The sequence below is a fragment of the Streptomyces sp. NPDC001194 genome (assembly GCF_042896985.1).
Lineage (GTDB): Bacteria > Actinomycetota > Actinomycetes > Streptomycetales > Streptomycetaceae > Streptomyces.
In genome coordinates this window covers 13,579-39,371 of the sequence record NZ_JBIAXU010000007.1, presented here as the reverse complement: position 1 = coordinate 39,371, position 25,793 = coordinate 13,579, and the positions used below count along the sequence as shown (strand labels likewise).

General features: G+C 74.1%; 23 protein-coding genes. 13 read left to right on the top strand and 10 right to left on the bottom strand.

Annotation, left to right across the window (positions count from 1 at the left end; all coding sequences use genetic code 11):
- The first annotated feature begins 325 nt into the window (after positions 1–325).
- A complete protein-coding gene (locus tag ACFY1T_RS17515; protein ID WP_390788921.1) occupies positions 326–1,309 on the top strand; it encodes an AraC family transcriptional regulator in 984 nt (327 codons plus the stop codon).
- Between the two features lie 84 nt (positions 1,310–1,393).
- Here ACFY1T_RS17515 and ACFY1T_RS17510 read toward each other — a convergent pair whose 3' ends face one another.
- Positions 1,394–1,744 carry a hypothetical protein gene (locus tag ACFY1T_RS17510; protein WP_390788920.1) on the bottom strand — a complete coding sequence of 117 codons (351 nt, stop codon included), beginning with the start codon at positions 1,742–1,744 and terminating at the stop codon, positions 1,394–1,396.
- A 122-nt stretch (positions 1,745–1,866) separates the two neighbouring features.
- Between ACFY1T_RS17510 and ACFY1T_RS17505 the strand changes: the two genes are divergently transcribed.
- Together ACFY1T_RS17505 and ACFY1T_RS17500 are read left to right on the top strand one after the other, a co-directional pair.
- A complete protein-coding gene (locus ACFY1T_RS17505) occupies positions 1,867–3,069 on the top strand; it encodes a Gfo/Idh/MocA family protein (protein ID WP_390788919.1) in 1,203 nt (400 codons plus the stop codon).
- A gap of 281 nt (positions 3,070–3,350) precedes the next feature.
- On the top strand, positions 3,351–4,088 hold the full coding sequence (locus ACFY1T_RS17500; RefSeq protein ID WP_390788918.1) for a carbonic anhydrase: 738 nt from the start codon (positions 3,351–3,353) through the stop codon (positions 4,086–4,088).
- Between the two features lie 72 nt (positions 4,089–4,160).
- Here the strand turns inward: ACFY1T_RS17500 and ACFY1T_RS17495 are convergent, their stop codons facing one another.
- Together ACFY1T_RS17495 and ACFY1T_RS17490 are read right to left on the bottom strand one after the other, a co-directional pair.
- On the bottom strand, positions 4,161–6,872 hold the full coding sequence (locus ACFY1T_RS17495; RefSeq protein WP_390788917.1) for a SpoIIE family protein phosphatase: 2,712 nt from the start codon (positions 6,870–6,872) through the stop codon (positions 4,161–4,163).
- 61 nt (positions 6,873–6,933) lie between these two features.
- Entirely contained in the window at positions 6,934–7,335 is a 402-nt protein-coding gene (locus ACFY1T_RS17490; RefSeq protein ID WP_390788916.1) for a DUF1992 domain-containing protein, read from the bottom strand.
- A gap of 170 nt (positions 7,336–7,505) precedes the next feature.
- Between ACFY1T_RS17490 and ACFY1T_RS17485 the strand changes: the two genes are divergently transcribed.
- Positions 7,506–8,900 (top strand): MFS transporter, encoded by a 1,395-nt coding sequence (locus ACFY1T_RS17485; RefSeq protein ID WP_390788915.1) that lies wholly within the window; start codon positions 7,506–7,508, stop codon positions 8,898–8,900.
- Positions 8,901–9,106: 206 nt separating this feature from the next.
- On the opposite strand, the gene ACFY1T_RS17480 is transcribed toward ACFY1T_RS17485, so the two are convergent.
- Positions 9,107–9,949: an RNA polymerase sigma factor SigF gene (locus ACFY1T_RS17480; protein WP_390788914.1), complete on the bottom strand. Its 843-nt coding sequence runs from the start codon at positions 9,947–9,949 to the stop codon at positions 9,107–9,109.
- Positions 9,950–10,069: 120 nt separating this feature from the next.
- Complete coding sequence (locus ACFY1T_RS17475) at positions 10,070–11,248, bottom strand: AI-2E family transporter (protein WP_390788913.1); 1,179 nt, start codon at positions 11,246–11,248, stop codon at positions 10,070–10,072.
- Positions 11,249–11,491: 243 nt separating this feature from the next.
- On the opposite strand from ACFY1T_RS17475, the gene ACFY1T_RS17470 reads away from it, so the two are divergent.
- Both ACFY1T_RS17470 and ACFY1T_RS17465 read left to right on the top strand, forming a co-directional pair.
- On the top strand, positions 11,492–12,592 hold the full coding sequence (locus tag ACFY1T_RS17470; RefSeq protein ID WP_390788912.1) for a glutamate--cysteine ligase: 1,101 nt from the start codon (positions 11,492–11,494) through the stop codon (positions 12,590–12,592).
- A gap of 168 nt (positions 12,593–12,760) precedes the next feature.
- On the top strand, positions 12,761–13,510 hold the full coding sequence (locus ACFY1T_RS17465) for a VOC family protein (protein ID WP_037848037.1): 750 nt from the start codon (positions 12,761–12,763) through the stop codon (positions 13,508–13,510).
- On the opposite strand, the gene ACFY1T_RS17460 is transcribed toward ACFY1T_RS17465, so the two are convergent.
- Together ACFY1T_RS17460 and ACFY1T_RS17455 are read right to left on the bottom strand one after the other, a co-directional pair.
- Entirely contained in the window at positions 13,511–14,434 is a 924-nt protein-coding gene (locus ACFY1T_RS17460; protein ID WP_390788911.1) for an ABC transporter substrate-binding protein, read from the bottom strand. It abuts the gene before it with no gap.
- Between the two features lie 37 nt (positions 14,435–14,471).
- Positions 14,472–15,203 (bottom strand): SDR family NAD(P)-dependent oxidoreductase, encoded by a 732-nt coding sequence (locus ACFY1T_RS17455; RefSeq protein WP_390788910.1) that lies wholly within the window; start codon positions 15,201–15,203, stop codon positions 14,472–14,474.
- 118 nt (positions 15,204–15,321) lie between these two features.
- Between ACFY1T_RS17455 and ACFY1T_RS17450 the strand changes: the two genes are divergently transcribed.
- Both ACFY1T_RS17450 and ACFY1T_RS17445 read left to right on the top strand, forming a co-directional pair.
- Positions 15,322–16,281, top strand: coding sequence for a tellurite resistance/C4-dicarboxylate transporter family protein (locus ACFY1T_RS17450; RefSeq protein ID WP_390788909.1), 960 nt, complete (start codon positions 15,322–15,324; stop codon positions 16,279–16,281).
- Between the two features lie 617 nt (positions 16,282–16,898).
- Positions 16,899–18,080: a 3-hydroxybenzoate 6-monooxygenase gene (locus tag ACFY1T_RS17445; RefSeq protein WP_030873400.1), complete on the top strand. Its 1,182-nt coding sequence runs from the start codon at positions 16,899–16,901 to the stop codon at positions 18,078–18,080.
- A gap of 113 nt (positions 18,081–18,193) precedes the next feature.
- Here ACFY1T_RS17445 and ACFY1T_RS17440 read toward each other — a convergent pair whose 3' ends face one another.
- A complete protein-coding gene (locus tag ACFY1T_RS17440; protein WP_390788908.1) occupies positions 18,194–18,958 on the bottom strand; it encodes an MIP/aquaporin family protein in 765 nt (254 codons plus the stop codon).
- A 236-nt stretch (positions 18,959–19,194) separates the two neighbouring features.
- Between ACFY1T_RS17440 and asnB the strand changes: the two genes are divergently transcribed.
- Positions 19,195–21,048, top strand: coding sequence for an asparagine synthase (glutamine-hydrolyzing) (asnB, locus tag ACFY1T_RS17435; protein ID WP_390788907.1), 1,854 nt, complete (start codon positions 19,195–19,197; stop codon positions 21,046–21,048).
- Between the two features lie 12 nt (positions 21,049–21,060).
- The gene (locus ACFY1T_RS17430; RefSeq protein WP_390788906.1) at positions 21,061–21,753 is read left to right on the top strand and encodes a DsbA family protein; all 693 of its coding nucleotides are present in this window, start codon (positions 21,061–21,063) and stop codon (positions 21,751–21,753) included.
- 40 nt (positions 21,754–21,793) lie between these two features.
- Here ACFY1T_RS17430 and ACFY1T_RS17425 read toward each other — a convergent pair whose 3' ends face one another.
- Together ACFY1T_RS17425 and ACFY1T_RS17420 are read right to left on the bottom strand one after the other, a co-directional pair.
- Complete coding sequence (locus ACFY1T_RS17425; protein WP_390788905.1) at positions 21,794–22,531, bottom strand: YoaK family protein; 738 nt, start codon at positions 22,529–22,531, stop codon at positions 21,794–21,796.
- Positions 22,528–23,247 (bottom strand): response regulator, encoded by a 720-nt coding sequence (locus tag ACFY1T_RS17420; protein WP_390788904.1) that lies wholly within the window; start codon positions 23,245–23,247, stop codon positions 22,528–22,530. Before ACFY1T_RS17420 ends, ACFY1T_RS17425 begins: the two co-directional genes overlap by 4 nt.
- A 132-nt stretch (positions 23,248–23,379) precedes the next feature.
- Here ACFY1T_RS17420 and ACFY1T_RS17415 point away from each other — a divergent pair, with 132 nt between their 5' ends.
- From ACFY1T_RS17415 to ACFY1T_RS17405, 3 genes are all read left to right on the top strand, one after another.
- A complete protein-coding gene (locus ACFY1T_RS17415) occupies positions 23,380–23,814 on the top strand; it encodes a VOC family protein (protein ID WP_390788903.1) in 435 nt (144 codons plus the stop codon).
- 16 nt (positions 23,815–23,830) lie between these two features.
- Positions 23,831–24,517 (top strand): epimerase, encoded by a 687-nt coding sequence (locus tag ACFY1T_RS17410; protein ID WP_390788902.1) that lies wholly within the window; start codon positions 23,831–23,833, stop codon positions 24,515–24,517.
- Positions 24,518–24,578: 61 nt separating this feature from the next.
- Positions 24,579–25,793: an RNA ligase gene (locus ACFY1T_RS17405; protein WP_390788901.1), complete on the top strand. Its 1,215-nt coding sequence runs from the start codon at positions 24,579–24,581 to the stop codon at positions 25,791–25,793.

Below are 25,793 nucleotides of genomic sequence, written 5' to 3'. Positions count from 1 at the left end.
CCCCGCCGCCCCGCGCCCCGCGGCGGGGGGCGGCCCCCCCCCCGGGGGGGGGGCGGGGGGCCCCGGCCCCGGCCCGCCCCCGCCCCCCCCCCCCGGGGGGGGGGGGGCCCCCCCCCCCCCCCGGGACGGTGAGCGGCCCCGGTCGTCGGGGGGCTCCGGTTTCCCGTCCCCTCACCGACCTTGCGGCGCCCACTCTGCCAAGCCCCGGAGCACCGCGCATTGACCTGGCGTGCACAGTGTCTTGACGGAGAGTCGCCCCGCCGCCCGCGCCCCGGGCCCCGGCACTTCTTGCGCGGGCCGCCACGGCCGGTGTAAACCCGTGATCATGCTGCCCGAGAGAACGTTCCGCAGCGCGGAACTAGCGCCCGCCGACCGTTTCGAGAGCTGGCGGGCCCTGATGTCGGAGACGCATGCGCCCATGGAGATGAGCAGTGAGCACGCCGCCGACTTCTGGGTGAACCAGCGCGTCATCTCGCTCGGCGGGATCACGGTCTACCCGATGGAATGCCGTCCCCTGACCTTCCATCGCACACCGAAGCTGATAGCGAGGTCGGACCCCGAGGCGTTCCACCTCTCGCTGATCAAACGCGGGGCGGGAGCGGTGACTCTGGGCAAGGACACCGTGGTGCACGGGGTGCTCGACATCCACACCAGTGACACGTCACGGCCGTTCGACATCAGCTCCGGCCCGCATTCCGTCGAGATCATCGGGGTCGAGGTGCCCAAGGCGCTGCTGCCGCTGCCCCCGAACACCGCCGGCCGGGTCATCGGCAAGCGCATCTCGGCCCGGGAGGGAATGGGGGCCCTGCTGGCCACCTTCCTCGACCAGGTGACCAAGGACAGCCGGTCCTACCGGCCGGCCGAGGGCCCGCGCCTGAGCGGCGTACTGGCCGATCTCGTCGCCTCGCTCTTCGCCGGAGTCCTCGAAGCGGACCGGTCCTTGACCCCGGAGACGCACCGGCGCGCCCTGGCGCTGCGCGTGATGGCCTTCATCCGGGACAACGCCGACGATCCGCTGCTGGACGTCCCCGCGATCGCCGCCGCCCACCACATCTCCGTCAGCCATCTCCACCGGGTGTTCCAGCAGGAGGGGGACGGGACGACGGTCGCGGCCTTCCTCCAGGGCCAGCGGCTCGCGCGGGCACGCCAGGACCTGGCGGACCCGCTGCACCAGGGGGTGCCCGTGCACGTCATCGGCGCCCGGCGGGGCTTCCGGCACGCGTCCGCGTTCAGCCGGGCGTTCCGCGAGGCCTACGGCCTGCCGCCCGCCGCCTTCCGCGGGCAGGCCCGGGCGCAAGACACCCCCTAGGCGCAGCGAAGCCGCGGCGGCTGCGGCCGGGGCCCGTACGGAGGCCGGGCGTCCGACCACGGGCGCCCGGCCTGCGGCGTTGTGTCAGTGGATGACGCTGAAGCTGCGCCAGGGGAGGCTGACCGGCGCCGTGACGTTCGAGAGCGTGGTGGCGACGTAGATGCCGTCGTTGCCCAAGGGCGTGGTGCAGTCCGCCGTCCGGTACAGCACGACGTCGACCAGGGTGTTGTTCTCCACGTGGGTGGCGCCCTTCGGGAGGGAGATCTTGTGGCATCCGTTCACCGAGGTGTTCGAGTAGCTCAGCTCCACCGGCGAGTCGTGGCCGCGGAACGTCAGCATGCCGACGGTGCTCCGGCCCAGGCCGGAGCAGGCGGTGGCGGTCAGCAGCAGGGCTGCGGCCGCGGTGATGACGCCGATACGCCGGCTGTGGGACATGGCGCGGTCCTCGTCTGTGCGGTGGTGACTGCCTTGCCCACAGCCTGCCCCGGCCGGGCGCGGGCGGCATCCGGTGCTCGGCCGGGCGGATGAACCCGGCCCCGCCGGGAAGGGACTCGCCCATGACCACCGACCTTCGCCTCGGCGTCCTCGGATACGGGCTGCGCGGCAGCATCGCCCGTACGGCACACCGGCCCGGCCGCGGCGCGGCCGTCACCGCCGTCGCGGATCCCGACCCGCGGGCCCGGGCGGACGCCGCCGGGGCCTTTCCCGGTGCGTACGCCACCCCTGATCCCGCAGCCGTGATCGAGGACCCGGACGTCGACGCCGTCCTCGTCCTGACGCCCGACCACACCCACGCCGACCTGGCCTGCCGAACGCTCCTCGCCCGCAAGCCCGTCTTCGTCGAGAAGCCGCTCGCCATCACCGTCGAACGCTGCGACGACATCCTGCGCACCGCCCACGAGAGCGGCACCCGCCTGTACGTCGGACACAACATGCGGCACATGCCCGTCGTGCGGATGATGCGCGAGCTGATCGCGGCCGGTGCGATCGGCCGGGTCCGGACGGTCTGGGTGCGGCACTTCGTCGGCCACGGCGGCGACTGGTACTTCAAGGACTGGCACGCCGAGCGCCGCCACACCACCGGCCTGCTGCTCCAGAAGGCCGCGCACGACATCGACGTGCTGCACTGGCTGGCCGGCTCCTACACCGACCGCGTCCAGGCGATGGGCGACCTCATGGTCTACGGGGACAACCCGCACCGGCGCGCCCCCGGCGAGCCCGAGGGCGAGGACGGGTACACGGAGGACGGCCCCTGGCCACCGCACACCCAGCGCGGCCTGAACCCCGTCATCGACGTCGAGGACGTCTCGCTGCTCAACCTCCGCCTCGCGGGCGGCGTGCTGGCCGCCTACCAGCAGTGCCATTTCACTCCCGACTACTGGCGCAACTACACCGTCATCGGCGACGCCGGCCGCCTGGAGAACTTCGGCGACGGCCCGGGCGCCGAGGTCCGGGTCTGGAACGCCCGGCGCTCCGGATACCGGGCCGCGCCGGACGCCTCGTACACCGTCCCCGACGGGGCGGCCGCGGGCGGGCACGGTGGCGCCGACCCGCTGCTGATCGACGAGTTCCTGCGCTTCGTACGGCACGGGGGTGCGACGGACACCTCGCCGGTCGCCGCCCGGATGGCGGTGGCGGTGGGCTGCCTGGCGACGGAGTCCCTGCGCGACGGCGGAACGCCCCGGGACGTGCCGCCGCTCGACCCGGCCCTGGCGGCCTACTTCGACCAGGGCCAAGGCAGGTCAGGCGCCGGCCGCTGAGCCGGCACCGGCCGCCGGGCCGGGGCCTGAACCGCCACGGGGCCGGGGCCTGAACCGCCACGGGGCCGGGGCCTGAACCGCCACCGGGCCGGGGCCTGAACCGCCACGGGGCCGGGCCTGAACCGCCACCGGGCCGGGGCCCGAACCGCCGGCGGACCGCCACCGGACCACTGCCGAACCACCGGCGGACCGCCGCGCCGGTCCCGGCATTTGCCCAAGAGTTCCCCAAGCCCGGGCCCGCCTCCGGACCCCCGGTCCCGCGGGGCCTACCTTGGGCCCGCATGAGCGTCCTTGCCGAGCAGCACCGGGCCGTCGGGACTCCCGGGCGGCGCCGCCTGGTACGGGGCGCCTTCACCGTGGCCCTGGGCGCCGCGCTGGCGGCCGCCGGGGGCCCCACCGGCGGCGGCTCCCGCACCGGCCTGCACGGTCCGCGGCCGGGCACGCCCGAGGCGGCCCTGCGGGCGCTGTCGGCCGGCAACGTCCGCTGGCGGACGTACCACGAGCGGCATCCCGATGCCACGCGGACCGTACGGCAGGCGCTGGTCGGGGGACAGCACCCGTTCGCGGTCATCCTGGGCTGCGTCGACTCCCGCGTCCCGCCCGAGCTGGTCTTCGACCAGGGGCTCGGCGATCTGATGACCGTACGGTCGGCCGGGGAGGTGCTGGACGACGCCGTGCTCGGAAGCATCGCCTTCGGGGTCGTGGAGCTGGCCATCCCGCTGGTGGTGGTGCTCGGGCACCAGTCCTGCGGGGCCGTGACCGCGGCCGTCCGCGCCGTCGAGGGGCTGGAGCAGCTGCCCGGGCACCTGCGCTACCTGGCGGAGCAGATCCGGCCGGCCGTCGACCGCTCGCTGAGCAGGGAGGCGCGCGTCGACGCGGCGGTCACCCAGAACGTCCGGCTCGTCCGCTCCCGGCTCGCGGCGGAGCCCGATCTCGCCGCCCGGATCGCGGCCGGGAAGCTGGCCGTCGTCGGAGCGCGGTACGAACTCACCAGCCAGCGGGTGCACCGGATCCGCTGAGCGGATCCCCGGGCCCACCTGTCCGGCCGCTCGGAGAGGGGCGCTCGTCGTCGCGCGCGAGCCACCCGCCGCTCACGCCGGGTCGGTCTCCTCCGGATCCGGCAGCGACTGCTCCGACCAGATGACCTTGCCCTCCGGCGTGTAGCGCGCTCCCCAGCGGCGGCTGAGCTGGGCCACCAGGAAGAGGCCGCGGCCCCCCTCGTCCTCGGTCTTGGCGTAGTGCAGCCGCGGGGAGCTGCTGCTGCCGTCGAAGACCTCGCAGGTCAGCACCCGGTCGTGCAGGAGCCGTACGCGCACCGGCGCGGCGCCGTGCCGGATCGCGTTCGTGATCAGCTCGCTCAGCACCAGCTCCGTGCCGAAGGTGAGCTCGGACAGGCCCCACTCCTCCAGCTTCTCCATGGCGACGGCCCGCATGGCCCCGACCGCGCTCGGCTCGAACGGGACCTCCCACTCGGCGATCCGGTCCGCCGGCAGCGCCGACGTCCGCGCGACCAGCAGGGCCACGTCGTCGCGCGGGCGCACCGGCAGCAGCTCCGCCAGGACCTCCCGGCAGGTCTCCTCGGGGCTGCGGTCCGCGTGCGCCAGGGCCGCGCGGAGCAGGACGAGCCCCTCGTCGATGTCGCGGGTCCGGTCCTCGATCAGCCCGTCGGTGTAGAGCACCAGCTGGGTGCCCTCGCTCAGGTCCAGCTCGGCCGATTCGAACGGGAACCCGCCGAGGCCCAGCGGCGCGCCCGCCGGCAGCTCCGGGATCTCCACGGTGCCGTCCGGGCGCACCACCGCCGGCGGCATGTGGCCGGCCCGTGCCACCGTGCAGCGCTGGGTCACCGCGTCGTACACGGCGTACAGGCAGGTGGCGCCGATGAGGCCGCCCTCGGTGCCGTCGCCGCCCGCCACGCTCTGGTCGATGTACTGGACGAGGTCGTCGAGGCGGGCGAGGAGCTCGTCGGGCGGCAGGTCCAGGGAGGAGAAGTTCAGCACGGCCGTGCGCAGCCGGCCCATGGAGGCGGCGGCGTGCAGCCCGTGCCCGACGACGTCGCCGACGACGAGGGCGACGCGGGCGCCCGGGAGCGGGATCACGTCGAACCAGTCGCCGCCCACCCCCGACTGCGCGGGCAGGTAGTAGTGCGCCACCTCCACGGCGCTCTGCTCGGGCAGGTCGCGCGGCAGCAGGCTGCGCTGGAGGGTCACGGCCAGGGCGTGCTCGCGCGTGTACCGGCGCGCGTTGTCGATGCTGACGCCGGCGCGGGCGACGAGCTCCTCCGCCACCGTCAGGTCCTCCTCGTCGAAGGGCTCCTTCTCCGAGCGCCAGAAGTTGACCACGCCGAGGGCGGCGCCGCGGGCCTTGAGCGGGACCGTGATCAGGGAGTGGACGCCGTAGTCGACGATGGCCTTGGCCCGCGGCGGGTCCTGGGCGTGCCAGCCCGGGGCGTCGGCCAGGTCGGTCACGAGCTCCGCGTGGCCGCTGCTGAGTCCGCGCGCCTGCGGGGTGGAGGGCAGGAAGTCGATCAGCCGGCCGCGGGGGTAGAGCGGGACGTCGTCCCGGATCCCGCTGATCCCGGTGCGCCGCAGGTCGGACTTGACGGCGGTGGGCTCGTCGCCGAGCAGGACGGGCTCCGCCAGGTCGACGGTGACGAAGTCCGCGAAGCGCGGCACGGCCACGTCCGCGAGCTCCTGGGCCGTCTGCTGCACGTCCAGGGTGGTGCCGACTCCGACGCCCGCGTCGTACAGCAGCCTGAGCCGTTTGCGGGCGGCCTCGGCGCGGGTGCTGAGCACCTGCATCTCGGTCGTGTCCCGGATGGTGACCGCCGTGCCCTCGGGCCTGCCGCGGGGGCGGGTCGCACGCTGGTTGACGACCAGCAGCCGGTCCCCGGCCTCGTGCACCTCGTCGGTGGTCTCCCGGCCGGACAGCAGGAGGTCGGCCATCTGCGGGTCGAGCCCCGACAGCTCCCGGATGTGCTGCCCCTCGGCGTCGGGCGGGAGCCTGAGCAGACGTTTCGCCTCGTCGTTGGCGAGGAGGAGCCGGCCGCCGCCGTCGGTGATCAGCACCCCCTCGCGCACGGAGTGGAGCACCGCGTCGTGGTGTTCGTACATGCGGGTCATCTCGAGGGGGCCGAGCCCGCGGGTCTGGCGGCGCAGGCGCCGGCTGATCAGCGCCGCGCCGGCGGTGGCGAGGGCGATCCCGATCGCGCTGGTGCCGAGGATGAGGGGCAGCTGCCGCTGGAACACGCCGGTGACGTTCTTCACCGTGAGGCCGGCCGACACCAGCGCCACGACCTTGCCGCCGTCCTTGTAGGGGTCGGCGAAGACGGGCACCACGGCCTGGATCTCCTGACCCAGGGGTCCCTTCACGCTCTCGGTGTACACCTCGCCGGCCAGTGAGGGCGCGATGGTGCCCACGAACTGTTTGCCGATGCGGTCGGGGAGCGGATGGGTGTAGCGGACCCCCTGGTCGTTCATCACGACGATGAAGTCCACCCCGGCGTCCTTGCGCGTCACCTCGGTGAGCGGCTGGAGGATCGCGGAGGGGTCGGGGGTCAGGAGGGCCTGGCGCAGCCCGAGCGAATGGGCGAAGGTCTGCGCGACCGCCACCGAGCGGGTCCGGGCCTCCCGGTCCACGTCGTGCCGGGACTGGAGTACGAGGGCCAGCACCGCACCGGCGGCGAGCAGCACCACGATCGCCACCTGAAGGACGAATACCTGTCGGGCGACGCTCCGCGGGCGCTTTTGGCTCAGTGACCGCACCGACGTCCCCGGCACGGGTTGCAAGGATGGGTCACGAACCATTTGTAGCACTGTCCGTGGTCCGCGGCCGGGAGAGCCGTCACGACCGGGCCCGGGCGCGCCGTCAGCCGGTCCGGCCCTCGCGCCAGGTGGCGAGGACTGCATCGACGTCGAATGCGGTGAGGCGCAGGGGCGGGCCCGGCGGCGGCCTGCGCAGCGCGGCGCGGATCTTCTCGTTGATCTCGGTGAGGACGGCCCGGGCCTCGCGCTCGGACCGGGCCGCGCGCACCGCCTCCAGCGCGTCCTCGGCCTCCTTGCGCAGGGCGAGCGCGGGCGGCAGGGCGGCGAATCCCTCGCGGTGCATCTTGCCCTTGATCCACCACAGCTCGTCGTACGGGGCGTCGAGCGATGCCAGGGGCTTGCCGTAGCCCGGGAGCCGCTCGAACTCGCCGCGCTCGGCGGCCTCCCTGATCTGACGGTCCACCCATGACTCGAAGCTGACGCCCGGTGGCTTGCGGTCGGTCACGACTGCTCCCCTCGTCCGTGCGCCCAGCCTATCGCCGCGGTGGCGGGCGCCGACGGCGGGCGGGACGGATGTCCTCGGATTTATCTTGACGTCAAGATTAAATTCCGGCAGGCTACCGCGAGGTATCTCGACATCGAGATACTTTTGACGGGGGATGCGGAGGGCCCGGAATGATCTGGCGGCGCGGGGCGGGGAAGCGGAAGGGCTGCGGGGAGCGGGGGCCGGGGGAGGGCGGGACCGGGCTCCTGGCGCAGTTGCGCCGGCCGCCCGGTGGCCGGGACGCCCGGATCATGCTCTTCGCCCAGCTGCTCGACCGCACCGGTACGGGGGTGTGGGGCGCGTCCTGCGTCCTGTACTTCACCTTCGTGGCCGGGCTGGACGGGCGGCAGGTGGGCCTGCTGCTCGGCGCCGCCGGTGTCGCGGGCGTCGCCGGCTCGCCGCTGGCGGGCCACCTGGCCGCCCGCTTCCCCGCCCGTGCCCTGCTGATCGGCTGCCACCTGCTGCGCCTGGGCACGATCTGTGCGCTGCTCGTGTTCACCCGCTTCGAGGTCCTGCTGCTCGTGGTCGCCGTCACCTCGCTCGGCGACCGGGCGGCCAAGATGCTGGAGATGCTCTTCGCCACCCGGGCGGCGGGCGAGCGGCGCGGCACGTACCAGGCGCTGTCGCGCAGCGTGGCCAACGCCGGGTACGCGCTCGGCGCGGGCCTCGCCGCCATCGGCCTCGCCGCGGGCACGCGCGAGGCGTACCAGGTCCTGATCCTGGGCAACGCCCTGTCGTTCGTCCTGGCCGCGGCGCTGGTGTGGCGGACCAGGGAGCAGCGGCACGGCCGCGGGGAGGCGGTCGCCGAGACCGCTGTCGCGCCCGGGGCGGGGCGGCCGGGGGCGAACCCCTGGCGGGACCGCGGCTACCTCCGGTTCGTCCTCCTGGACATCCCGCTCTGCCTGGACGACTCGATCCTGGGGGTCGGGCTGCCGCTGTGGCTGATCGAGCACACCGACGCCCCGCACGCCGTGGTCCCGGCCTTCCTCATCGTCAACACCGTGCTCGTCGTGGCCCTCCAGATGGCTGTGTCGGCGAGGGTCCGGCGGCCGCGCGAGGCCGCCGGCGCCGCCCGGCTGTACGGGCTGGCCCTGTTCGGCTGCTGCGTGCTGCTGGCCCTCACCCCCGAACACGGGGCCTGGGCCGCCTCGATCGCCCTGCTGGCCGCCGCCGTGCTGGTCACGGCCGCGGAGCTGCTGCGCTCGGTGAGCTCCTGGGAGCTGGCCGTCTCCCTCGCGCCCCGGGACGCGAGGGCCTCGTACCTGGGGGTGGCGGGCATGTCCCAGTCCATTCAGAAGTCGGCCGGGCCGATGCTGCTGACGGGTGTGGTGATGGCGGCCGGGCCGGCAGGCTGGCTGGTGCTGGGAGCGGCCGTCGCGGGGGTCTCCGTGGTCCAGCGGCGCACCGGACTGCGGCGGTTGGAGGTCATGGAGGCCGCCGAGGCCGCGGAGGCCGCGGAGGTGTCCGGCCCGGCGCCGGTCGGACCCCGAACCGCGAAGGGGAGCGATCCCGCACCGGTGTCCTGAGCCCCGTTTCCCCGCGGCCCCTTACCCACCCGGATTCCCCGCTCGACGGGACGAGTTCCCCTGTCTCTCGGGAACGGCGGAAATCCAGCCTCGCCACTGCCTGTCCGCGACTGGGATCACTGCGTTCGAGGGGAGGTCGGCGACGGGAGCCCCGAGCACCCCCGTCGCCCGCCGGCGGCCGGATCCGGGCGGAGTACGGCTGCCGCTCACGCGCGCGCGGACTCCTCCGGCGGATCCTCCAGGAGGCTGGTCCGCAGGGCGGTCAGCGTCCGGTTGAGCAGCCGCGAGACGTGCATCTGCGAGAGCCCCAGCCGTTCGCCGATCTCGGACTGCGTCAGCCCGCCGCCGAAGCGCAGCGAGAGCAGCGTGCGCTCCCGCTCGGGCAACTCGGCCAGGAGCGGCTTCAGCGACTCCAGGCACTCGATCGTGTCGTACGCGGTCTCCTCCGCGCCGAGCGAGGGCCGGTCGGCGTACGCGCTGTGGTCGCCGTCATCCTGCGCCGGTGCGTCCAGGGAGCGCGCGGAGTACGCGTGCGCCGCCTTCTGCCCCTCCACGAGCTCCTCGGGCGTGACGTGCAGCCGCCCCGCCAGCTCGGCGTCCGTGGGCTCGCGGCCCAGGTCCTGCTCCAGCGTGTCGTGCGCCTTCGCGGCGTCGATCCGCAGCTCCTGCAGCCGCCGGGGCACCTTGACGGCCCAGCTGGTGTCGCGGAAGAACCGCTTGATCTCGCCGACGATGGTCGGCATCGCGAAGGTCGTGAACTCCACGCCCCGGTCCGGGTCGAACCGGTTGATCGCCTTGATCAGGCCGATCGTCCCGACCTGGACGATGTCCTCCATCGGCTCGCTGCGGCCGCGGAACCGGCGGGCGGCGTACTTCACCAGGCTGAGATTGAGCTCGACCAGGGTGTTGCGCACGTACGAGTACGCCGGGCCGCCCTCTTCCAGGCGCCGCAGCCGGTGGAAAAGGGCCCCCGACAGCGCTCGGGCCTCGCCGGTGCTCACACTCAGCGTGTCCTGCGGAATGCTTTCGGTGACGTCCGTGTACGACATCTCGGCTCCTCCGACGGATGGTCGCGCCGACTCGGATGCGGCACGGCCGTCTCGTGAGCTGTCCTCGGTAGATATACCCCCTCCTGGCGGACTGATGCCGCTCATGTGGGGAAGCACAGCTCAGAGCCCTGCGTCCGGGGACCGCAACGACTGCCGGACCGCCCAGAACACCGAGACCAGCGGTACGGCGACCACCGCGCCCAGCACGCCCGCGGCGATGGCACCCGCGACCACCGACAGGGCCACGACCACCGGGTGCAGCCGCACCGCCCAGCTCATCAGCATCGGGTGCAGCACATGCCCCTCGATCTGCCCGATGAGCACGATCAGGGCGACCACGAGCGCGGCGACCAGCGGCCCCTTGGCCGCCAGCGCCACCACCACCGCCACCGCGAGGGCGACGGGGGAGCCGATCAGCGGGACGAACGCGGCGAAGAACTCCAGCAGCGCGAGCGGCACCGCCAGCGGAACGCCCAGGAGGTGGAGCGCCACCCCCACGAGGACGGCGTTGGTCACCGCCACCAGCACGATCCCGTGGGTGTACCCGGTGAACGTCCGCCACGCGGCCCGCCCCGCGACCGAGATGCGCTGCTGGGCCCCTTTCGGGAACTGGGAGCACACCCAGCGCCACTGCCGGTCGCCGGAGTAGATGAAGAAGACCGAGCAGAACACCGACAGCGCCACCACGGTCAGGGCCTGCACCAGCCGCCCGGCACCGCTCACGGCCGTGCTGAGCAGGCTCGTGCGATGGCTGGACAGGTAGTCGCCGATCCGGTCCCGCAGATCGCTCAGCGCATGCGGGCTCAGCCGCAGCGGCGGGCGCTCCAGCAAGGGCTCCAACCGGTCCAGGCCCGCCCGGAACTCCGCCACCAGCGAATCCCACCCCGCGGCGACCGTCTCCCCGACGAAGGCGAGCGCCCCCAGCGCCAGCACGAAGCTGCCGAGGATCGAGCAGGCCACGGCGAGGGAGCGGGGGATCCAGCGGTCCAGGAGGTCGGCCACCGGGCGCAGCAGCGCGGTGCCGACCAGGCCGAGGAAGACGGCCACGGCGAGCTCGTGGAACCGTCCCAGCACCATGAACACCGTGTACACGACCGCGCCGACCACCAGCAGCCGCCAGCCGTACGCCGCGGCCGTCCGCAGCAGGGGGGACACGGACGCGTACGGCCGGTCGACCGGCCGCCCGCCCGGCCGGCGGCCACGGGCCCGGGCGCGCCGGACGGCCACCCGGGAGCGCGGGGCCCCCGTACGCGCCCCGTCCGGCCGGGACGCCGGCCGTCCTGCGGATCTCCTGGTCATGTACCGCCTCTGCCGGTGGCCCGATGGTGCGTTTCCCTGTGAACTGCCACGCTGGACTCGGCAGCCCACGGACCCGGAGCCGGATTCGCCCGAAGGAAGCGCCGAATGCCCCGCCCGGAGCGGGACCACCGACCCTGCATGAGGCGGCTCCCCGCCGGGCAGGCGCAGGACCCCGGAGACCGAGGGCGGAGGCCCGCCGTCGGGGCCGGGACTTCAGAACTCGAGGCAGGAGTCCGACGCGACATGATCACGGTCGGGGTCGAGGAGGAGTACGTACTGCTGGATCCGGTCACCCATCTGCCCGTGTCCCGGGCGGAGGAGGTGCGGGTCGCGGCCGGGCTCGGGCCGTTCGTGGACGCCGGGGAGGTGCAGAACGAGCTGCTCCAGGCCCAGATCGAGGTCGCCACACCCGTCTGCACGGACCTGGAGGAGGTCGCCGGCCACCTGCTGCGGCTGCGGCACGCGGTCGGTTCCGCCGCCGAAGAGCACGGCTGCCTCCTCGCCGCCTCCGCCACCGCCCCGCTGCGGGACGCGGTGCCGGTACCGGTCACCCGCAAGCCCCGCTACCTCCGGATGCAGGAGGAGGCGCGCCGCCTCGTCGACGAGCAGCTGATCAACGGCATGCACGTGCACGTCGGGGTGCCCGACCGGGAGATGGGCGTCGCGGTCCTCAACCGGCTGCGCGTCTGGCTGCCGACCCTGCTGGCCATGTCGGCGAACTCGCCGCTGTGGGACGGGCGCGACACGGGATTCGCCAGCTGGCGCACGATCGTCTTCGGCCGCTGGCCGGTCAGCGGCCCGCCGCCGTCCTTCCGTACGCTCGCGGACTACGAGGAGCGCGCCGACGCGCTGGTGGAGACGGGCCTGATCGCCGACCGGGGCCAGCTCTACTGGCAGGCCAGACTGTCCGAGCGCTACCCCACGCTGGAGGTGCGCTGCCTCGACGTACAGCTGGACGCCACCGACGCGGTGCTGCTCACCGGGATCGTCCGCGCACTGGTCAGCACCGCGATCGCCGAGGAGAAGGCGGGAGTCCCGTGCGTCAGCTGCCCGCCCGAGCTGCTCCAGGCGGCCGTGTGGCACGCGGCCCGGCACGGCCTGGACGGCGTGCTCATGGACCCGCTGGGCTCCCGGCGCAGCGCGGGCGACGTGCTGTGGCTGCTGATGCGGCACATCACGCCCGCCCTGGAGGAGGCCGGGGACCAGCGCGAGGTCGGCGCCCTGCTGCACCGGCTGCTCCAAGAGGGCACCCCCGCGGACCGGCAGCGCCGGGCCCTCGCGGACGGCGGGATGGCCGCCCTCACCGATCTGATCGCGGGGCAGGGCGCCGGGAGCGGCCGCTGAGCAGGGCGGGCGGCCGACGTGCGGGCCGGGACGGAGATTCCGGTCCAACGGGCCGACGTGCGGGCCGACGGCCCCGCGGGGACGATGGGCTGGGCTGGACGAGGGACGGAGCGTGCGGTGGAGATTTCTACGAGGGAGGTCTTCGGCGCGCCGTGCTGGGTCAGCCTGATGGCCCGCGATCTCCAGGGAACCCAGCAGTTCTACGGCGCGGTCCTCGGCTGGAAGTTCCGGCCCGCCCGGCTTGGCGAGGGCTGGACCGTCGCCCACCTGGACGGGGTGCCGGTGGCCGGGATCGGCACGCTGACGGCGGACCTGCCGGTCGCCGCGGCATGGACCCCGTACTTCGCCGTCGACGACGCCGACGAGGCCGCGGACCGGATCCGCGAGCGCAGCGGCACCGTCGCGGTCGGCCCGGTCTCCTTCCCCTCCGGCGGCCGCGGTGCGCTGGTCGCCGACCGGGACGGCGCGGTCTTCGGGATCTGGGCGGGCGGCGTGTCCGCCGACTGGCGCGTGGGCCGCGGTCCGGCGCCCGCCTGGCTGGAGCTGCGCACCAGGGACGCCTTCGAGGCGGCGATCTTCTACGGCGGGGTGCTGGAGTGGGCCACCGGCCGCCCCGGGTGCTGCGAGGTCTCGTACGAGGACGACCAGGTCGTCCTGCGACAGGCGGGCGAACCCGTCGCCCGCCTGAACGGCGGGATCACCGAGGCCTCGGCGCACGCGCCGGAGTCCAGACCCCGCTGGCACGTCTACTTCCGGGTCCCGGACCTCGACGAGGCCATCGAGGCGGCCGCGGCCTCCGGCGGTGCGACGCTGTCGACGATCATGTCGAGCGCCACCGACCGCTGGGTCAACCTCCGCGATCCCGAGGGCGCCATGTTCACGCTCACCACGGCCCGCCCGGCCCCCGGAACGCCCTGATCACACCCCGTCGCCGAGCCGGAACGCCTCCGCCGCGGTCACCGGAGCGCCCACCGCGACCCCGTGCAGGACGTGCGCCAAGACCTCCGCCCCGCGCACGACCCGCGGACCCGGCCGGTTGAAGTACGCCGGCCCGTCCAGCACCCACACCTCCCCGGCCCGCACCGCGGGCAGCTCCGCCCAGCCCGGCAGGGAGGTCAGCAGCTCCCGCTCCCGTACGGTGCGCTCCGGGCTGAACCCGCAGGGCAGCAGGAGCAGTACGTCCGGGCGGGCCGCCCGGACCGCCTCCCAGTCCATCGGCCGCGTGTGTTCGCCCGGCGCGGCGATCAGCGCCTCGCCGCCCGCGGCCGCGATCTGCTCCGGCACCCAGTGCCCGGCCGGCCAGAGCGGATCCAGCCACTCGACGGCGACCACCCGCGGCCGCGTCCGGCCCGCCGTCCGGGCCCGTACGGCCTCCAGCCGGGCGGCGAGCGCGGCCCGGCGCTCCGCCGCGGCCTCCCGTACGCCCAGCAGCCCGCCCACGGTGACCAGGCAGTCCAGTACGTCGCCCAGGGTGCGCGGTTCGAGGCTGAGCACGCGGGGCCCGCCGTCCAGTACGCGCACCGCCCGGCTCACCCCCGCGTACGAGACCGCGCAGACGTCGCAGAGGTCCTGGGTCAGGATCACGTCGGGCGCGAGGACGCCGAGCGCCCCGGCGTCGAGCGTGTAGAGGGAGGACCCGCTGTGCGCGGCCCCGCCGACCGCCTCCGAGATCTCCCGGCTGCTCAGCGCGTCCGAGGAGAACTCGGCGGCGGTCACCACCGGCACCCCGGCCACGGCGTCCGGCGGCCAGTCGCACTCGTGCGTACGGCCCACCAGATCCGCGGCGAGACCGAGCTCGGCCACGATGTCGGTGGCGGCGGGAAGCAGGGAGACGATGCGCATGCCCCGAGCCTAGGGCGTGGGCCGGTACGGGCGCCGGTCAGACCTGGGCCGCCCCGCCGTCCACGAACAGTTCGATGCCCGTGACGTAGCTGCTCTCCTCCGAGGCGAGGAACAGCGCCGCCGCGGCCACTTCCTCCGGGCGCCCGGTCCGGCCCAGCGGGACCCCGGAGGTGACCTCCTCCAGGATCGCGGCGGGCGCCCGTGACAGCGCGGGGGTGTCGATCGGGCCCGGGCTGAGCGCGTTCACCCGGATCCCGCGCCCCGCCAGCTCCAGCGCCATGCTGCGCGCCATCGACCGGACGGCCGCCTTCGTGGCGCCGTAGACGCCGAAGCGGGTGGAGCCCGACGAGCCCGCGATCGAACCGACCAGGATGACCGAACCGCGCTCCCCGAACAGCGGCAGCGCCCGCTGCACGGTGAAGAAGGTCGCGCGGAAGTTCAGGTCCGAGACGATGTCGAACTGCTCCTCGGTGAACTCGGCGACGCCGCCGGCCCTTCCGCCGCCCGCGTTGGTCACCAGGACGTCGATCGGCCTGCCTTCGGCCGCGACCGCCGCGTACAGCCGCTCCAGGTCCGCCGACCGGGTGACATCACCCGGCACCCCCACCGCACTGCTCCCCAACTCCTGCACGGCCGTGGCGAGTTCCGCCTCGCGGCGCCCCGTGACGAACACCCGGGCGCCCTCCCGTACGAACCGGTGCGCCGTCGCCAGTCCGATGCCGGCGGACCCGCCCGTGATCACCGCGACCTTGCCCTCGAGCTGTCCCATGGGCGCAGAGGGTCGGGCAGCGCCCTCGGGAAGTCAAGGCACGGGCACCGTGCACCCGCCTTGGGCCGGGTGGCCCACCACGCTCGCGGGCCGCGGCCGCACGGTGTCCGCTGGCAGGGTGAAGCAGGTGTTCCCCCTGCCCGGCCGCCGGTGGTGGACGGGGCTCCCCCCGGCCGCGGGCGCCGCCGTCATGGCCGCCGGCATCCTCTCCGTCGGCCTGCACCTGACCGGGTTCGACGCGCTGTCCCTGGCCGCGCTGGTCCTCTCCGCCGTGCTGTGGCTCGTGCTCGCCGCCGATTTCACCACCCGGCTCGTGGCCGACCGGGGCCGCTTCGAGGCCGAGGCCGACACCCCGGCCGCCCTGACGGCCGTCGCCGCCACGACCGTGCTCGGCACCCGGATCTCCCTGCTGGGGTGGCAGGGCCTCGCCGCCGCCCTGCTGGCGCTGGCGGCCGTCCTCTGGCCCGGGCTGCTGATCGCCGTCGTACGGCACTGGAAACGGCGGATGCCCGGCGCCGCGTTCCTCGTCTGCGTCGCCACCCAGGGGCTCGCCGTCCTGGCGGCGACCCTGGCCGCCGCGCTCCACCGCGACTGGCTCGCCCGGGCGGCGCTCGGCGCGTTCTGCCTCGGACTGCTGCTGTACACGGTGGCCCTCGTACGCTTCGACTTCCGCGAGGTGCTGCGGGGAGCGGGCGACCACTGGGTGGCGGGCGGCGCGCTCGCCATCTCGGCACTGGCCGGATCGAAGCTCACGGCGTCACCCGTGTGGACCGGTGCGGCGCACACGGCGCTGCGCATCGCCACGCTCGCGACGCTCGCCCTGTCCCTCGGCTGGTACGCGCTCCTGCTCGCCGCGGAGCTGCGCCAGTGGCGGCCGCACTACGACATCCGGCGCTGGGCCACCGTCTTCCCCCTCGGGATGACGGCCACCGCCTGCCTCTCGGCGGCCGCCCCCACCGGGGTGGGCTGGCTGCGCCCGCTGGGCGAGGTGCTCCTGTGGATCGCGGTGGGCGCCTGGCTGCTGACCTTCGTCGCACTCCTCGCCACCCACCCCGGCCGGCGCACCCCCGGCCCCTGACGGGCCGCACACCTGACGGCTTCGTGACGCCGTCCGCGGCACCTGACGAAGTGCTCCCGGCGCCCTGCGCACGCCCGCGCGGCTCATTGCAGGGTGGCCGCGCGAGCTTCCCCCGTTCCGTACTTCAGCCGAGGAGCCCTGACCAGAACCGTGAGGACCCCACCGAGGGCCATGAGCCCGACGCCGGCCGCGTGCCCGCTCTTCCGGGTCAGTGGCCGGGCCTGACGGCGTCGGCTGTCGCGCCGGCCACTCGCGTGCGGCGCGGCGACGCGGGGACCGCCGCGCGCTTCCCGCAGCCCTGCGCGGGCCGGGCGGCGCACGCACCGTCAGGGCAGCGTCCGCCGGGCACCCGGCGGCGGAGCCGACGAACGCACCGGGACCCTCCACCACCTCGCACCTCCCCGCGGCAGCAGCGGTGACGCGGCGCGCCGCCACCGCGCCGGGCCCGGACCCCGGCACGCCGACGCCCCGTCACGATCCACGGCGGCCCGACGGCGCCCCGATCTCCCGGCCCCGCCGACGACCGGATCGCCCCGGCCCCGCCCGGCCCCCCAGCCCCGGCACACTCCGCCGGCTCTTCCTCGAACACACGACAACACAAGGGATGTGAACCACAGATGGCGAACATACTCATCGCCGGCGGAGGCATCGGCGGACTCGCCGCGGCGCTCGGGCTCGCGGGACGCGGCCACCGGGTGACCGTTCTGGAGCGCAGGGAGGCGTTCACCGAACTCGGCGCGGGCATCCAGCTCGGCCCCAACGCCTTCCACGCGCTCGACCTGCTCGGCGTGGGCGCACAGGTCCGCGACCGGGCGGTCTACATCGACGAACTGCGGCTCATGGACGGCACCACGGACGAGCCGATCGCCTCGATGCCGCTGACCTGCGACTACCGCACCCGCTTCGGCAATCCGTACGCGGTCGTGCAGCGCTGCGACGTGTACGAGCCGCTGCTCGAAGCCTGCCGCAGACACCCGCGGATCGAGCTGCGCGGCGGCAGATCGGTGGTGGGGTACGAGCAGCGCGGCCAGGGCTCGGCCGAGGTGACCGCCGTACTGGCCGACGGAGAGCGGCTCACCGGAGCGGCGCTGATCGGGGCCGACGGCATCCGCTCGGCGGTACGGCGCCAGCTGGTCGGCGACGGGGACCCGAGGGTCTCCGGGCACACGATCTACCGCACGGTGGTCCCGGTGGAGCAGGTTCCCGAGGAGCTGCGGTGGAACACCGTGACCCTGTGGGCGGGCCCCAAGTGGCACTTCGTCCACTATCCGATCGGCGGCGGCGCCTTCCTGAACCTGGCCGCGACCCGGGACGACGGCACACAGGTGGCCGTCGTCGGCCGGCCGGCCGAGCGCGCGGACGTGCTCGCCAAGTTCCCCGAGCTGGGCGAGACGGCGCGGCGGCTGCTGGAGCTCGGCCGGGACTGGAAGTCATGGGTGCTGTGCGACCGCGATCCGGTCGACGTGTGGACCGACGGCCGCGTGGCACTGCTCGGCGACGCGGCGCACCCGATGCTGCAGTACGCGGCCCAGGGCGCCTGCCAGGCGCTGGAGGACGCGGTGGTCCTCGCCGAGTCGCTGGACTGCTGCGAGGACACCGTCGTCCAGCGGCTGGAGAAGTACAGCGCGGCGCGCCGCGAGCGCACGGCCCGGACCCAGCTGGTCGCCCGTGAGATCGGCCGCCGGCTCTACCACCCGGCGGGCGAGCTGGCGCGCGAGCGCAACGCGCTGCTGACCTCCCTGTCGGCCGAGGAGATGTACGACGAGGTCGCCTGGCTCCACGGGTCGGACTTCGGCTGAGGCGGCCGGGCCCGCCCCCGGCGGGCCCGGCCCGCGAGGGCACGCGCAGGGGCGGCCACCGGTCCGGTACCGGTGACCGCCCCAGGGGTCACGGCGGTGGCGCCCCTGCGGGTTCAGCGGCGCCGGCGCACCAGCGCCGCCACCGCCCCCGCCAGGATCGATCCGGCGACGGGAGCGAGCAGATAGACCCACAGCAGGCCGGTCGTACCGGAGACCAGGGCCGGCCCGAACTGCCGCGCGGGGTTCCCGCCACCGCCGGAGTACGGCCCGAGGAAGACGATGACCGCCGCGACGCAGGCGCCCATGACGGGCGGCAGCAGGCGCAGCAGCGCCGGGCGGGTCCCGGACCCGGCCACGATCAGCATCATCACGGCCATGGCCCCCGCCTCGGCCACGAACACGGGTCCGGCGCCCCAGCCGGGCCCGGGGGCCAGCGCGGCGTCGCCGATCGCGGCGGCCGCGCCGCCCCACACCAGCCGTGCCAGCGCGACCCCGCACACGGAGCCGGCCAGCTGCGCCACGACGAAGGGCAGCACCGCCTTGCCGGGGAAGACGCGCAGCAGCCACAGGCCGATGCTGACCGCCGGATTGAGATGGCCGGCGGTCTCCCGGCGCATGGACGGCCCGAGCACGGCGGTGACGACCGAGCCCACCAGCAGCCCCATCACCACCAGTTGGCCGCGCGGGCCCGGCACCAGGCCGGAGAGCGGGGAGCCGGGTCCCGCCATCCAGCGGGCGGCGGTGACCACGGTGAACAGCATGCCGGTGGTGAGCGCGAACTCGTAGACCGCGGTCACCAGGAGGGAAGGCGGGCGCCCGGGCGCGCGTACGGGATGCCGTGCGGCCGGGGAATCGATGTCGAGAGGCGTGGGTGTCACTCCATGGAATGTGCTTCCGCGCACGGGCCGCGGCAACCGGCTGCGGAGCCCTGTGTCAGGTCGGCGGGTCGCCGGGCCCGGGCCCTTCCCCCGCGGCCCTCCGAGGCCGCCACCACCTGACGGACTGAACCGGGCCCGCTGGACCCGGCGTCCGGGCCGCACGACACTCTGCGGAGTCGGCCAAGGTCACCTGGTCACCTGGTCCTTCCCCCTTCACCGAGAGGAACCGATCACCTATGTGCGGCCTTGCCGGATGGGTCAGCTTTCAGCGCGATCTGACGGCGCACTCGGACATCGCGTCGGCCATGACGTGCACCATGGAGTGCCGCGGCCCGGACGCGGGCGGTCTGTGGACCTCGCCCCGCGCGATACTCGGCCACCGCCGCCTGGCGATCATCGACCTGGAGGGCGGCCGGCAGCCCATGGCCGCCGCCGAGAACGACGACACGCAGCCGGTCATCACCTACACCGGCGAGGTCTACAACTTCCAGGAGCTGCGCGAGGAACTGCGCGCGCTCGGCCACGAGTTCCGCTCCTCCAGCGACACCGAGGTCGTCCTGCGCTCCTACCTGGAGTGGGGCGCCGACTTCGCGGAGCGCCTCAACGGCATCTACGCCTTCGTGATCTGGGACCCGCGCACCGAGGAACTGCTCCTCGTCCGCGACCGGATGGGCGTCAAGCCGCTCTACTACTACCCGACCGCCGACGGCGTGCTCTTCGGCTCCGAGGCGAAGGCGATCCTGGCCCACCCCGAAGTCGAGGCCGTGGTCGACCCCGAGGGGCTGAAGGAGATCTTCAGCATCGTCAAGACCCCCGGGCACGCCGTCTTCCGCGGCATGCACGAGGTCGTCCCCGCCACGACCGTGCGCTTCACCCGCGAGGGCCGGAGCACCACGAAGTACTGGCAGCTCAAGGCCACCCCGCACACCGACGACCTCGACACGACGATCGCCACCGTCCGCGACCTGCTCGAGGACATCGTCGAGCGCCAGCTCGTCGCGGACGTCACGGTCGGCACGCTGCTCTCCGGAGGCCTCGACTCCAGCGCGGTGACCGCGCTCGCCGCCAAGGCCCTCGCCAAGCAGGGCGTCGAACAGCCGCTGCGCGCCTTCTCCGTGGACTTCACCGGCCACGACAACCGCTTCGAGACCAACATGCAGTGGGCCGACCCGGACACCCCGTTCGCGGTCGAGGTCGCCGAGCGCGTCGGCGCCGAGCACATCATCGTCGAGCTCGAGAACGAGGACATCCTCGACCCAGAGGTGCGCGCCACCGTGCTGCGCGCCCAGGACCTGCCGGTCTCCACCGGCGACATGGAGTACTCGCTGCTCATCCTGTGCCGCGCGCTGAAGCAGCGGATGACCGTGGCGCTCTCCGGCGAGGCGGCGGACGAACTCTTCGGCGGCTACACCTGGTTCCACGACAAGGAGGCCGTCGAGCTGGACAGCTTCCCCTGGCACCACCCCTTCGAGAAGCTCGGCGGCATCGGCGCGCTGCGCGACGTCGGCCTGTGGGACAGGCTCGGGCTCACCGAGTACGTGAAGGGGCGCTACGCCCAGGCCCTGGAGGAGGTGCCCCGGCTGGAGGGCGAGACGGGCTTCGAGGAGCGGATGCGCGAGCGGACGTACCTCAACCTCACCCGCTGGGAGAACTTCCTGCTGGACCGCAAGGACCGCATGAGCATGGCGGCCAGCCTGGAGGTGCGCGTCCCCTTCACCGACCACCGCCTCGTCGAGTACGTCTACAACACCCCGTGGGCGATGAAGAGCTTCGACGGCCGGGAGAAGAGCCTGCTGCGCGCGGCGATGCGCGGAGTCCTGCCCGACACGGTGCTCGACCGCAAGAAGAACCCGTACCCCTCCACCCAGGACCGCCGGTACGAGATCGCCCTGCGCGAGCAGGTCGAAGGCATCCTCGTCGAGGGCGCCCCGGTGCTGCGGCTCGTCTCGGAGGCGGACATCCGCAAGCTGCTGGACCGGCCGGTCGGCTCCTACGCCGTCGGCGGCCCCTGGAGCGCCCGAGCCGTGCTGGAGCGGCTCATCGAGTTCAACACCTGGGTGACCGAATACGACGTCCGCGTCGAGCTCTGAGGAGAATCTGACATGGTGACAACAACAGACACCCCGACGGTGACCGTCTGGTCGGACGTCGGCTGCCCCTGGGCGACCCTCTCCCTGCAGACGCTGCGCGCCGCGGCCCGGCGCCGGTCCCTGCCGCTCCTCATCGACCACCGGGCCTTCCCGCTGGAGCTGTTCAACCGCGAGCCCACCCCCAAGTTCATCGTGGACCCGGAGATCATGGCGATCGCCGCCCGGCTGCCCGAGCTCGGCTGGCGCATGTGGGACGGTCCGGCGCACACCTACCCGGTGACGACCCTGCCGGCCCTCGAAGCCATCCAGGCCGCGAAGGACCCCGAGATAGGCGGGCTGCGGGGCAGCGACGAGCTGGACGAGGCACTGCGGCGGGCGTTCTACTCCGACAGCAAGTGCATCAGCGTCCACGCCGTGATCCTCGACCTCGCCGAGCAGTGCGAGCACGTCGACGCCAAGGCGCTGGCGGAGGCACTGGCCCGCGGCAGCGGCCGTGCCGAGGTGTACGCGCAGTGGCGGACCGCCGAAGGGCCGCAGATCCAGGGCAGCCCGCACCTCTTCGCCGAGGGCGGCTACGCCTCGCACAACCCCGGCGCCACCTTCCAGTGGACGGGCTCCCCCTACGAGGGCGGCCTCCCGCGGCTGGACGACTACAGCACCGACTGGGCCGACGAACTGCTCGACGCGCTGCACCGGGAAGGCTGAGCGCCCGCCCCGGTCACCGACCGGTCCGCCCCCGCCCGCATCACCGCGGCCCCGCCCCCGTCGGAGGACGGCGGCGGGGCCCGGCCGCCCTCGGGGCGCCCGCCAGGACGATCCCGAGGAGCAGGGCCACCGCCAGTGCCAGGGCCCAGCGCGCCCCGTGGTGGATCGTCAGCAGCCCGCCCGCCAGGGCGCCGCAGAACAGGACCGCCACCGAGACCGCCCTGCGTACGCTGGCCCGGTCCCAGGGGTCGGCGGCCAGGCCCGTCAGCGTGCGGGTGACCACGGTGGTGGTCAGATCGGGCACGCCCAGCCCGTGCACGACGGCGTTCTGCAGGCCCATGCCGAGCGCGAGCAGTCCCACGACCGGCAGCGCCCCGGCCCCGCCCGCCGACAGGGCGAGCGCCCCGGCCACCAGTACCGCCTGCGCCGACACCAGCGGTGCGAACGTCCGCGCCGGCTCCCGGCCGCGGCGCAGCCGTCCGGCGGCGGTCGCCCCGGCGAGGAAGGCGCCGAGCGCCAGCAGGGAGGCGGTGGCCGACAGCTGGCGGTCCCCGGCGAGCGCGAACCCGAGGAACACCACATTGCCGGTCATGTTCGCGACGAAGGTGTGGTCGAGCCCGAGGTAGCTCACCGCGTCGACCACCCCGCTCACGAAGGTCAGCGCGACCAGCAGCGTCGGCAGCACCCCGTGCGGCCCGCTCCCGCCCTGAGGCCCCGGCGGGAAGAGCAGCCCGGCCAGCCGGTGCAGGACCCCGCGCCGGGCGGCGCCGGCCGTCACCGGGCCGGGCCCGGCGCACCGGACCCGGCGGCGCGGGCCAGCAGCGCGAGCTGTACCCGGTTCGCGGCGCCCAGTTCGGCCAGCATCCGGCCGACCAGGCGCTGCACCGCGTCCGGCGCCGCACCCAGCCGCTCCCCGATCTCCCCGTTCGACAGCCCCTCGGCGACCAGCCCCAGTACCCCGGCCTCCCGCGGCGGCAGGGCGCCCAGCCGCGCCCGCGCCTGCTCGCGCCCCGCCGCGGCCGGGGGCCGCGAGGCGTCCAGGACCTGCCGGAGCACCTGCGGGGACAGCACGGCGTCACCGTCCCGTACGGCGCGCAGGGCGGCGAGGAGTTCCCCGCGCGGGGTGTCCTTGGGGAGGAAGGCGTCCGCGCCGAGGGCCAGGGCCCGCTCCACGTCCGCGTCGAGTCCGGAGCCCGTCAGGAGGACGATGTGCGCGGCCGCCTCCGCCGCACCCGCACCCGCACCTGCATCCGGCTCCGGCTCCGGTCCCCGCAGCGCCGCCGTGACCTCGGCGCCGTTCATCCGCGGCATGCGGAGGTCCAGCAGCAGGACGTCCGGCAGGTGCGTGCGTACGGCCTCCACCGCCCCGGGCCCGTCCCCGGCCTCGGCCACCACGTGGAATTCCCCCGTCGACTCGACGGACGTCCGCAGCCCCCGGCGGACGACCGGTTCGTCGTCGGCGATGACCACCCGCCCCACATGGCCGAACTCCATGCGCCAACCTCGTTCCGAAAGGGACTTACGGCGCAAACCGTACCCGCCGAACGAGCGGCATCGACGCAACGACCCGTCCCCCCGGTCCGCCTTCCGCGGCGACTGTCAGTGGCCCTCAGTAGGGTCGTCTCCATGGCATACACGTTCCAGGTGACCATCGACTCCGCCGACCCGCACCCCCTCGCCGACTGGTGGGCCGAGGCCCTCGGCTGGGAAGTGGAGCCCACCGACGAGGAGTTCATCCGCAGGATGGTCGCCGAGGGCAAGGCCCGCGAAGAGGACACCACCACCCACCGCGGAGCCCTCGTCTGGAAGGTCGGCGCCGCCATCCGCCACCCCGAGGGGCTCGAGCGCGCACCCCGGGTCCTCTTCCAGTTCGTCCCCGAGCCCAAGTCGGTCAAGAACCGCGTCCACCTGGACGTCCGCACCGGCTCCGACGACCCGCGCGAGGTCGTCGAGCGGCTGATCGCCAAGGGCGCCCGGCACCTCCACGACAGCAGCCAGGGCCCGTACACCTGGACCACGCTCGCCGATCCCGAAGGCAATGAACTCTGCATCTCGCACTGAGGCCTGGGCTTCCCACGTGAACGTCATCCTCTTCGGCGGAACCGGAATGATCGGGCGGGGTGTTCTGCGGGAATGCCTGCGCGACGAGTCCGTCACGGGCGTGCTCTCCGTCGGCCGCACCCCGCTCGGCGTCTCCCACCCCAAGCTGCGCGAACGCATCCAGGACGACCCGTCCGACCTCTGCGCCCCGGACCTGGACCTGGCCTCCTTCGACGCCTGCTTCTTCTGCCTCGGCGTCTCCGCCGTCGGCATGAAGGAGCAGGAGTACCGCCGCGTCACCCACGACCTCACCCTCGCCGCGGCCCGCCCGCTCGCCGCCGCCAACCCGCGCCTGACCTTCGCGTACGTCTCCGGCGAGGGCACCGACAGCACCGAGCAGAGCCGCACCATGTGGGCCCGCGTCAAGGGGGAGACCGAGAACGACCTGCTCCGGCTGCCCTTCCAGGCCTACATGTTCCGCCCCGGCCTGGTGCAGCCCGTCCGCGGCATGCCCTCCAAGACCCTCCTCTACCGGGCCGGCTACGTGGTCACCGCACCGCTCTTCCCGCTGCTGCGCCGCATCGCGCCGAACCTCGTCACCACCACCGAGGCCCTGGGCCGCGCGATGATCGCCGTCGCCACGCCCGACGCCGGTGTCCGCACCCGGATCCTGCGGCCCCAGGACATCAACCGGCTGGGCCAGAGCCCCCCGGACCAGCGATAATTCGGTACCGGGCCGCCCCTCCCGCACGTGAGAATGAGCCATCTCGAACCGGGAGGAACCCATGGGCCACAACCAGGCCTACCCGACCCTGCACGACCTGCTGCCGCAGCAGGAGCTCGCGGCCGCCATCGCCGCCGGGCACGTCACCCGCAAATCGCACCCCGAACTGCCGCTGTCCATCTACACGTACACGCGGACGGCACAGTACGAGCAGATATGGAACCGGGTGACGACGCGCTGCCGCGGACTCGTCGCCGACGACGCCACCGGCGCGATCGTCGCGCTGCCGCTGCCGAAGTTCTTCAACGTCGGCGAGCACGAGGCCGGCCGGCCGTACGCGGCGCCCCTGCCCGACGAGCCGTTCGAGGTGTACGACAAGGTCGACGGCAGTCTCGCGGTGGTCTTCCACTACGCGGGACGCTGGCGCGTCGCGTCCAAGGGATCCTTCATCAGCACCCAGGCCACCTGGGGCCAGCGCCACCTCGACGCCCGCGACACCTCGGCCCTCGTGCCCGGTGTGACCTACCTCGCGGAGGTCCTGTACCCGCAGAACCGTATCGTCGTCGACTACGGCGACCGCCGGGACCTGGTGCTCCTCGCCGCGTTCGGCCCGGACACCACCGAGGTCCCGCTCGCGGAGGCCGCAGGCCACTGGCAGGGCATCGGGTCCGTCGTCACGGTGTGGCCCGCGATGCCGCTCGCCGAACTGCTGGCGCTGGCCGAGTCGAACACCCTGCCCGGAGGCGAGAACGCCGCGGGCACCGACGCCGAGGGCTTCGTACTGCGCTTCGCCTCCGGCGTGCGCGCGAAGGCCAAGCTGTCCGAGTACGTACGCCTCCACAAGCTGGTCACCGGAGTCACCGAGCGGGACATCTGGCGCGCCCACGGCGTCGAGCGGTTCGCCGGCCTGCCCGCCAGGGAACTGGCGCAGGGCCTGAACTGCGCCGCCGCCGACATCGAGGCCTCGGGCGGCAAGCCGCTGGAGACGCTGCTGCAGCAGGTGCCCGACGAGTTCGACACCTGGGTGCGCGAGGTGGTCGCCCGCCTCGAGGACGCGGCGGCGCGGCGCGAGCGGGCGATCGACGAGGCGTACGCGGAACTCGCCCACCTGGCGGGCGACCGGGGTGCCTTCGCGCGCGCCGTGAAGTCCCTGCCCGACCGCTGGATCCGCCCCGCGATGTTCCTGCGCCTGGACGGCCGGTCCACCGAGCTCGCCGTATGGCGGCACGTGCGGCCGGAGGCGTCCGACCCCTTCACCACCGACGAGGAGAACTGA

Bases quoted from the DNA above. Each gene is read 5' to 3' on its own strand.
- ACFY1T_RS17505 (WP_390788919.1), top strand. From the start codon at position 1,867: ATGACCACCGACCTTCGCCTCGGCGTCCTCGGATACGGGCTGCGCGGC.
- ACFY1T_RS17465 (WP_037848037.1), top strand. From the start codon at position 12,761: ATGGCCCGCGATCTCCAGGGAACCCAGCAGTTCTACGGCGCGGTCCTC.
- ACFY1T_RS17485 (WP_390788915.1), top strand. From the start codon at position 7,506: ATGATCTGGCGGCGCGGGGCGGGGAAGCGGAAGGGCTGCGGGGAGCGG.
- ACFY1T_RS17405 (WP_390788901.1), top strand. From the start codon at position 24,579: ATGGGCCACAACCAGGCCTACCCGACCCTGCACGACCTGCTGCCGCAG.
- ACFY1T_RS17475 (WP_390788913.1), bottom strand. From the start codon at position 11,248: ATGACCAGGAGATCCGCAGGACGGCCGGCGTCCCGGCCGGACGGGGCG.
- ACFY1T_RS17470 (WP_390788912.1), top strand. From the start codon at position 11,492: ATGATCACGGTCGGGGTCGAGGAGGAGTACGTACTGCTGGATCCGGTC.
- ACFY1T_RS17500 (WP_390788918.1), top strand. From the start codon at position 3,351: ATGAGCGTCCTTGCCGAGCAGCACCGGGCCGTCGGGACTCCCGGGCGG.
- ACFY1T_RS17445 (WP_030873400.1), top strand. From the start codon at position 16,899: ATGGCGAACATACTCATCGCCGGCGGAGGCATCGGCGGACTCGCCGCG.
- ACFY1T_RS17455 (WP_390788910.1), bottom strand. From the start codon at position 15,203: ATGGGACAGCTCGAGGGCAAGGTCGCGGTGATCACGGGCGGGTCCGCC.
- ACFY1T_RS17420 (WP_390788904.1), bottom strand. From the start codon at position 23,247: ATGGAGTTCGGCCATGTGGGGCGGGTGGTCATCGCCGACGACGAACCG.
- asnB (WP_390788907.1), top strand. From the start codon at position 19,195: ATGTGCGGCCTTGCCGGATGGGTCAGCTTTCAGCGCGATCTGACGGCG.
- ACFY1T_RS17460 (WP_390788911.1), bottom strand. From the start codon at position 14,434: ATGCGCATCGTCTCCCTGCTTCCCGCCGCCACCGACATCGTGGCCGAG.
- ACFY1T_RS17515 (WP_390788921.1), top strand. From the start codon at position 326: ATGCTGCCCGAGAGAACGTTCCGCAGCGCGGAACTAGCGCCCGCCGAC.
- ACFY1T_RS17510 (WP_390788920.1), bottom strand. From the start codon at position 1,744: ATGTCCCACAGCCGGCGTATCGGCGTCATCACCGCGGCCGCAGCCCTG.
- ACFY1T_RS17415 (WP_390788903.1), top strand. From the start codon at position 23,380: ATGGCATACACGTTCCAGGTGACCATCGACTCCGCCGACCCGCACCCC.
- ACFY1T_RS17495 (WP_390788917.1), bottom strand. From the start codon at position 6,872: ATGGTTCGTGACCCATCCTTGCAACCCGTGCCGGGGACGTCGGTGCGG.
- ACFY1T_RS17430 (WP_390788906.1), top strand. From the start codon at position 21,061: ATGGTGACAACAACAGACACCCCGACGGTGACCGTCTGGTCGGACGTC.
- ACFY1T_RS17480 (WP_390788914.1), bottom strand. From the start codon at position 9,949: ATGTCGTACACGGACGTCACCGAAAGCATTCCGCAGGACACGCTGAGT.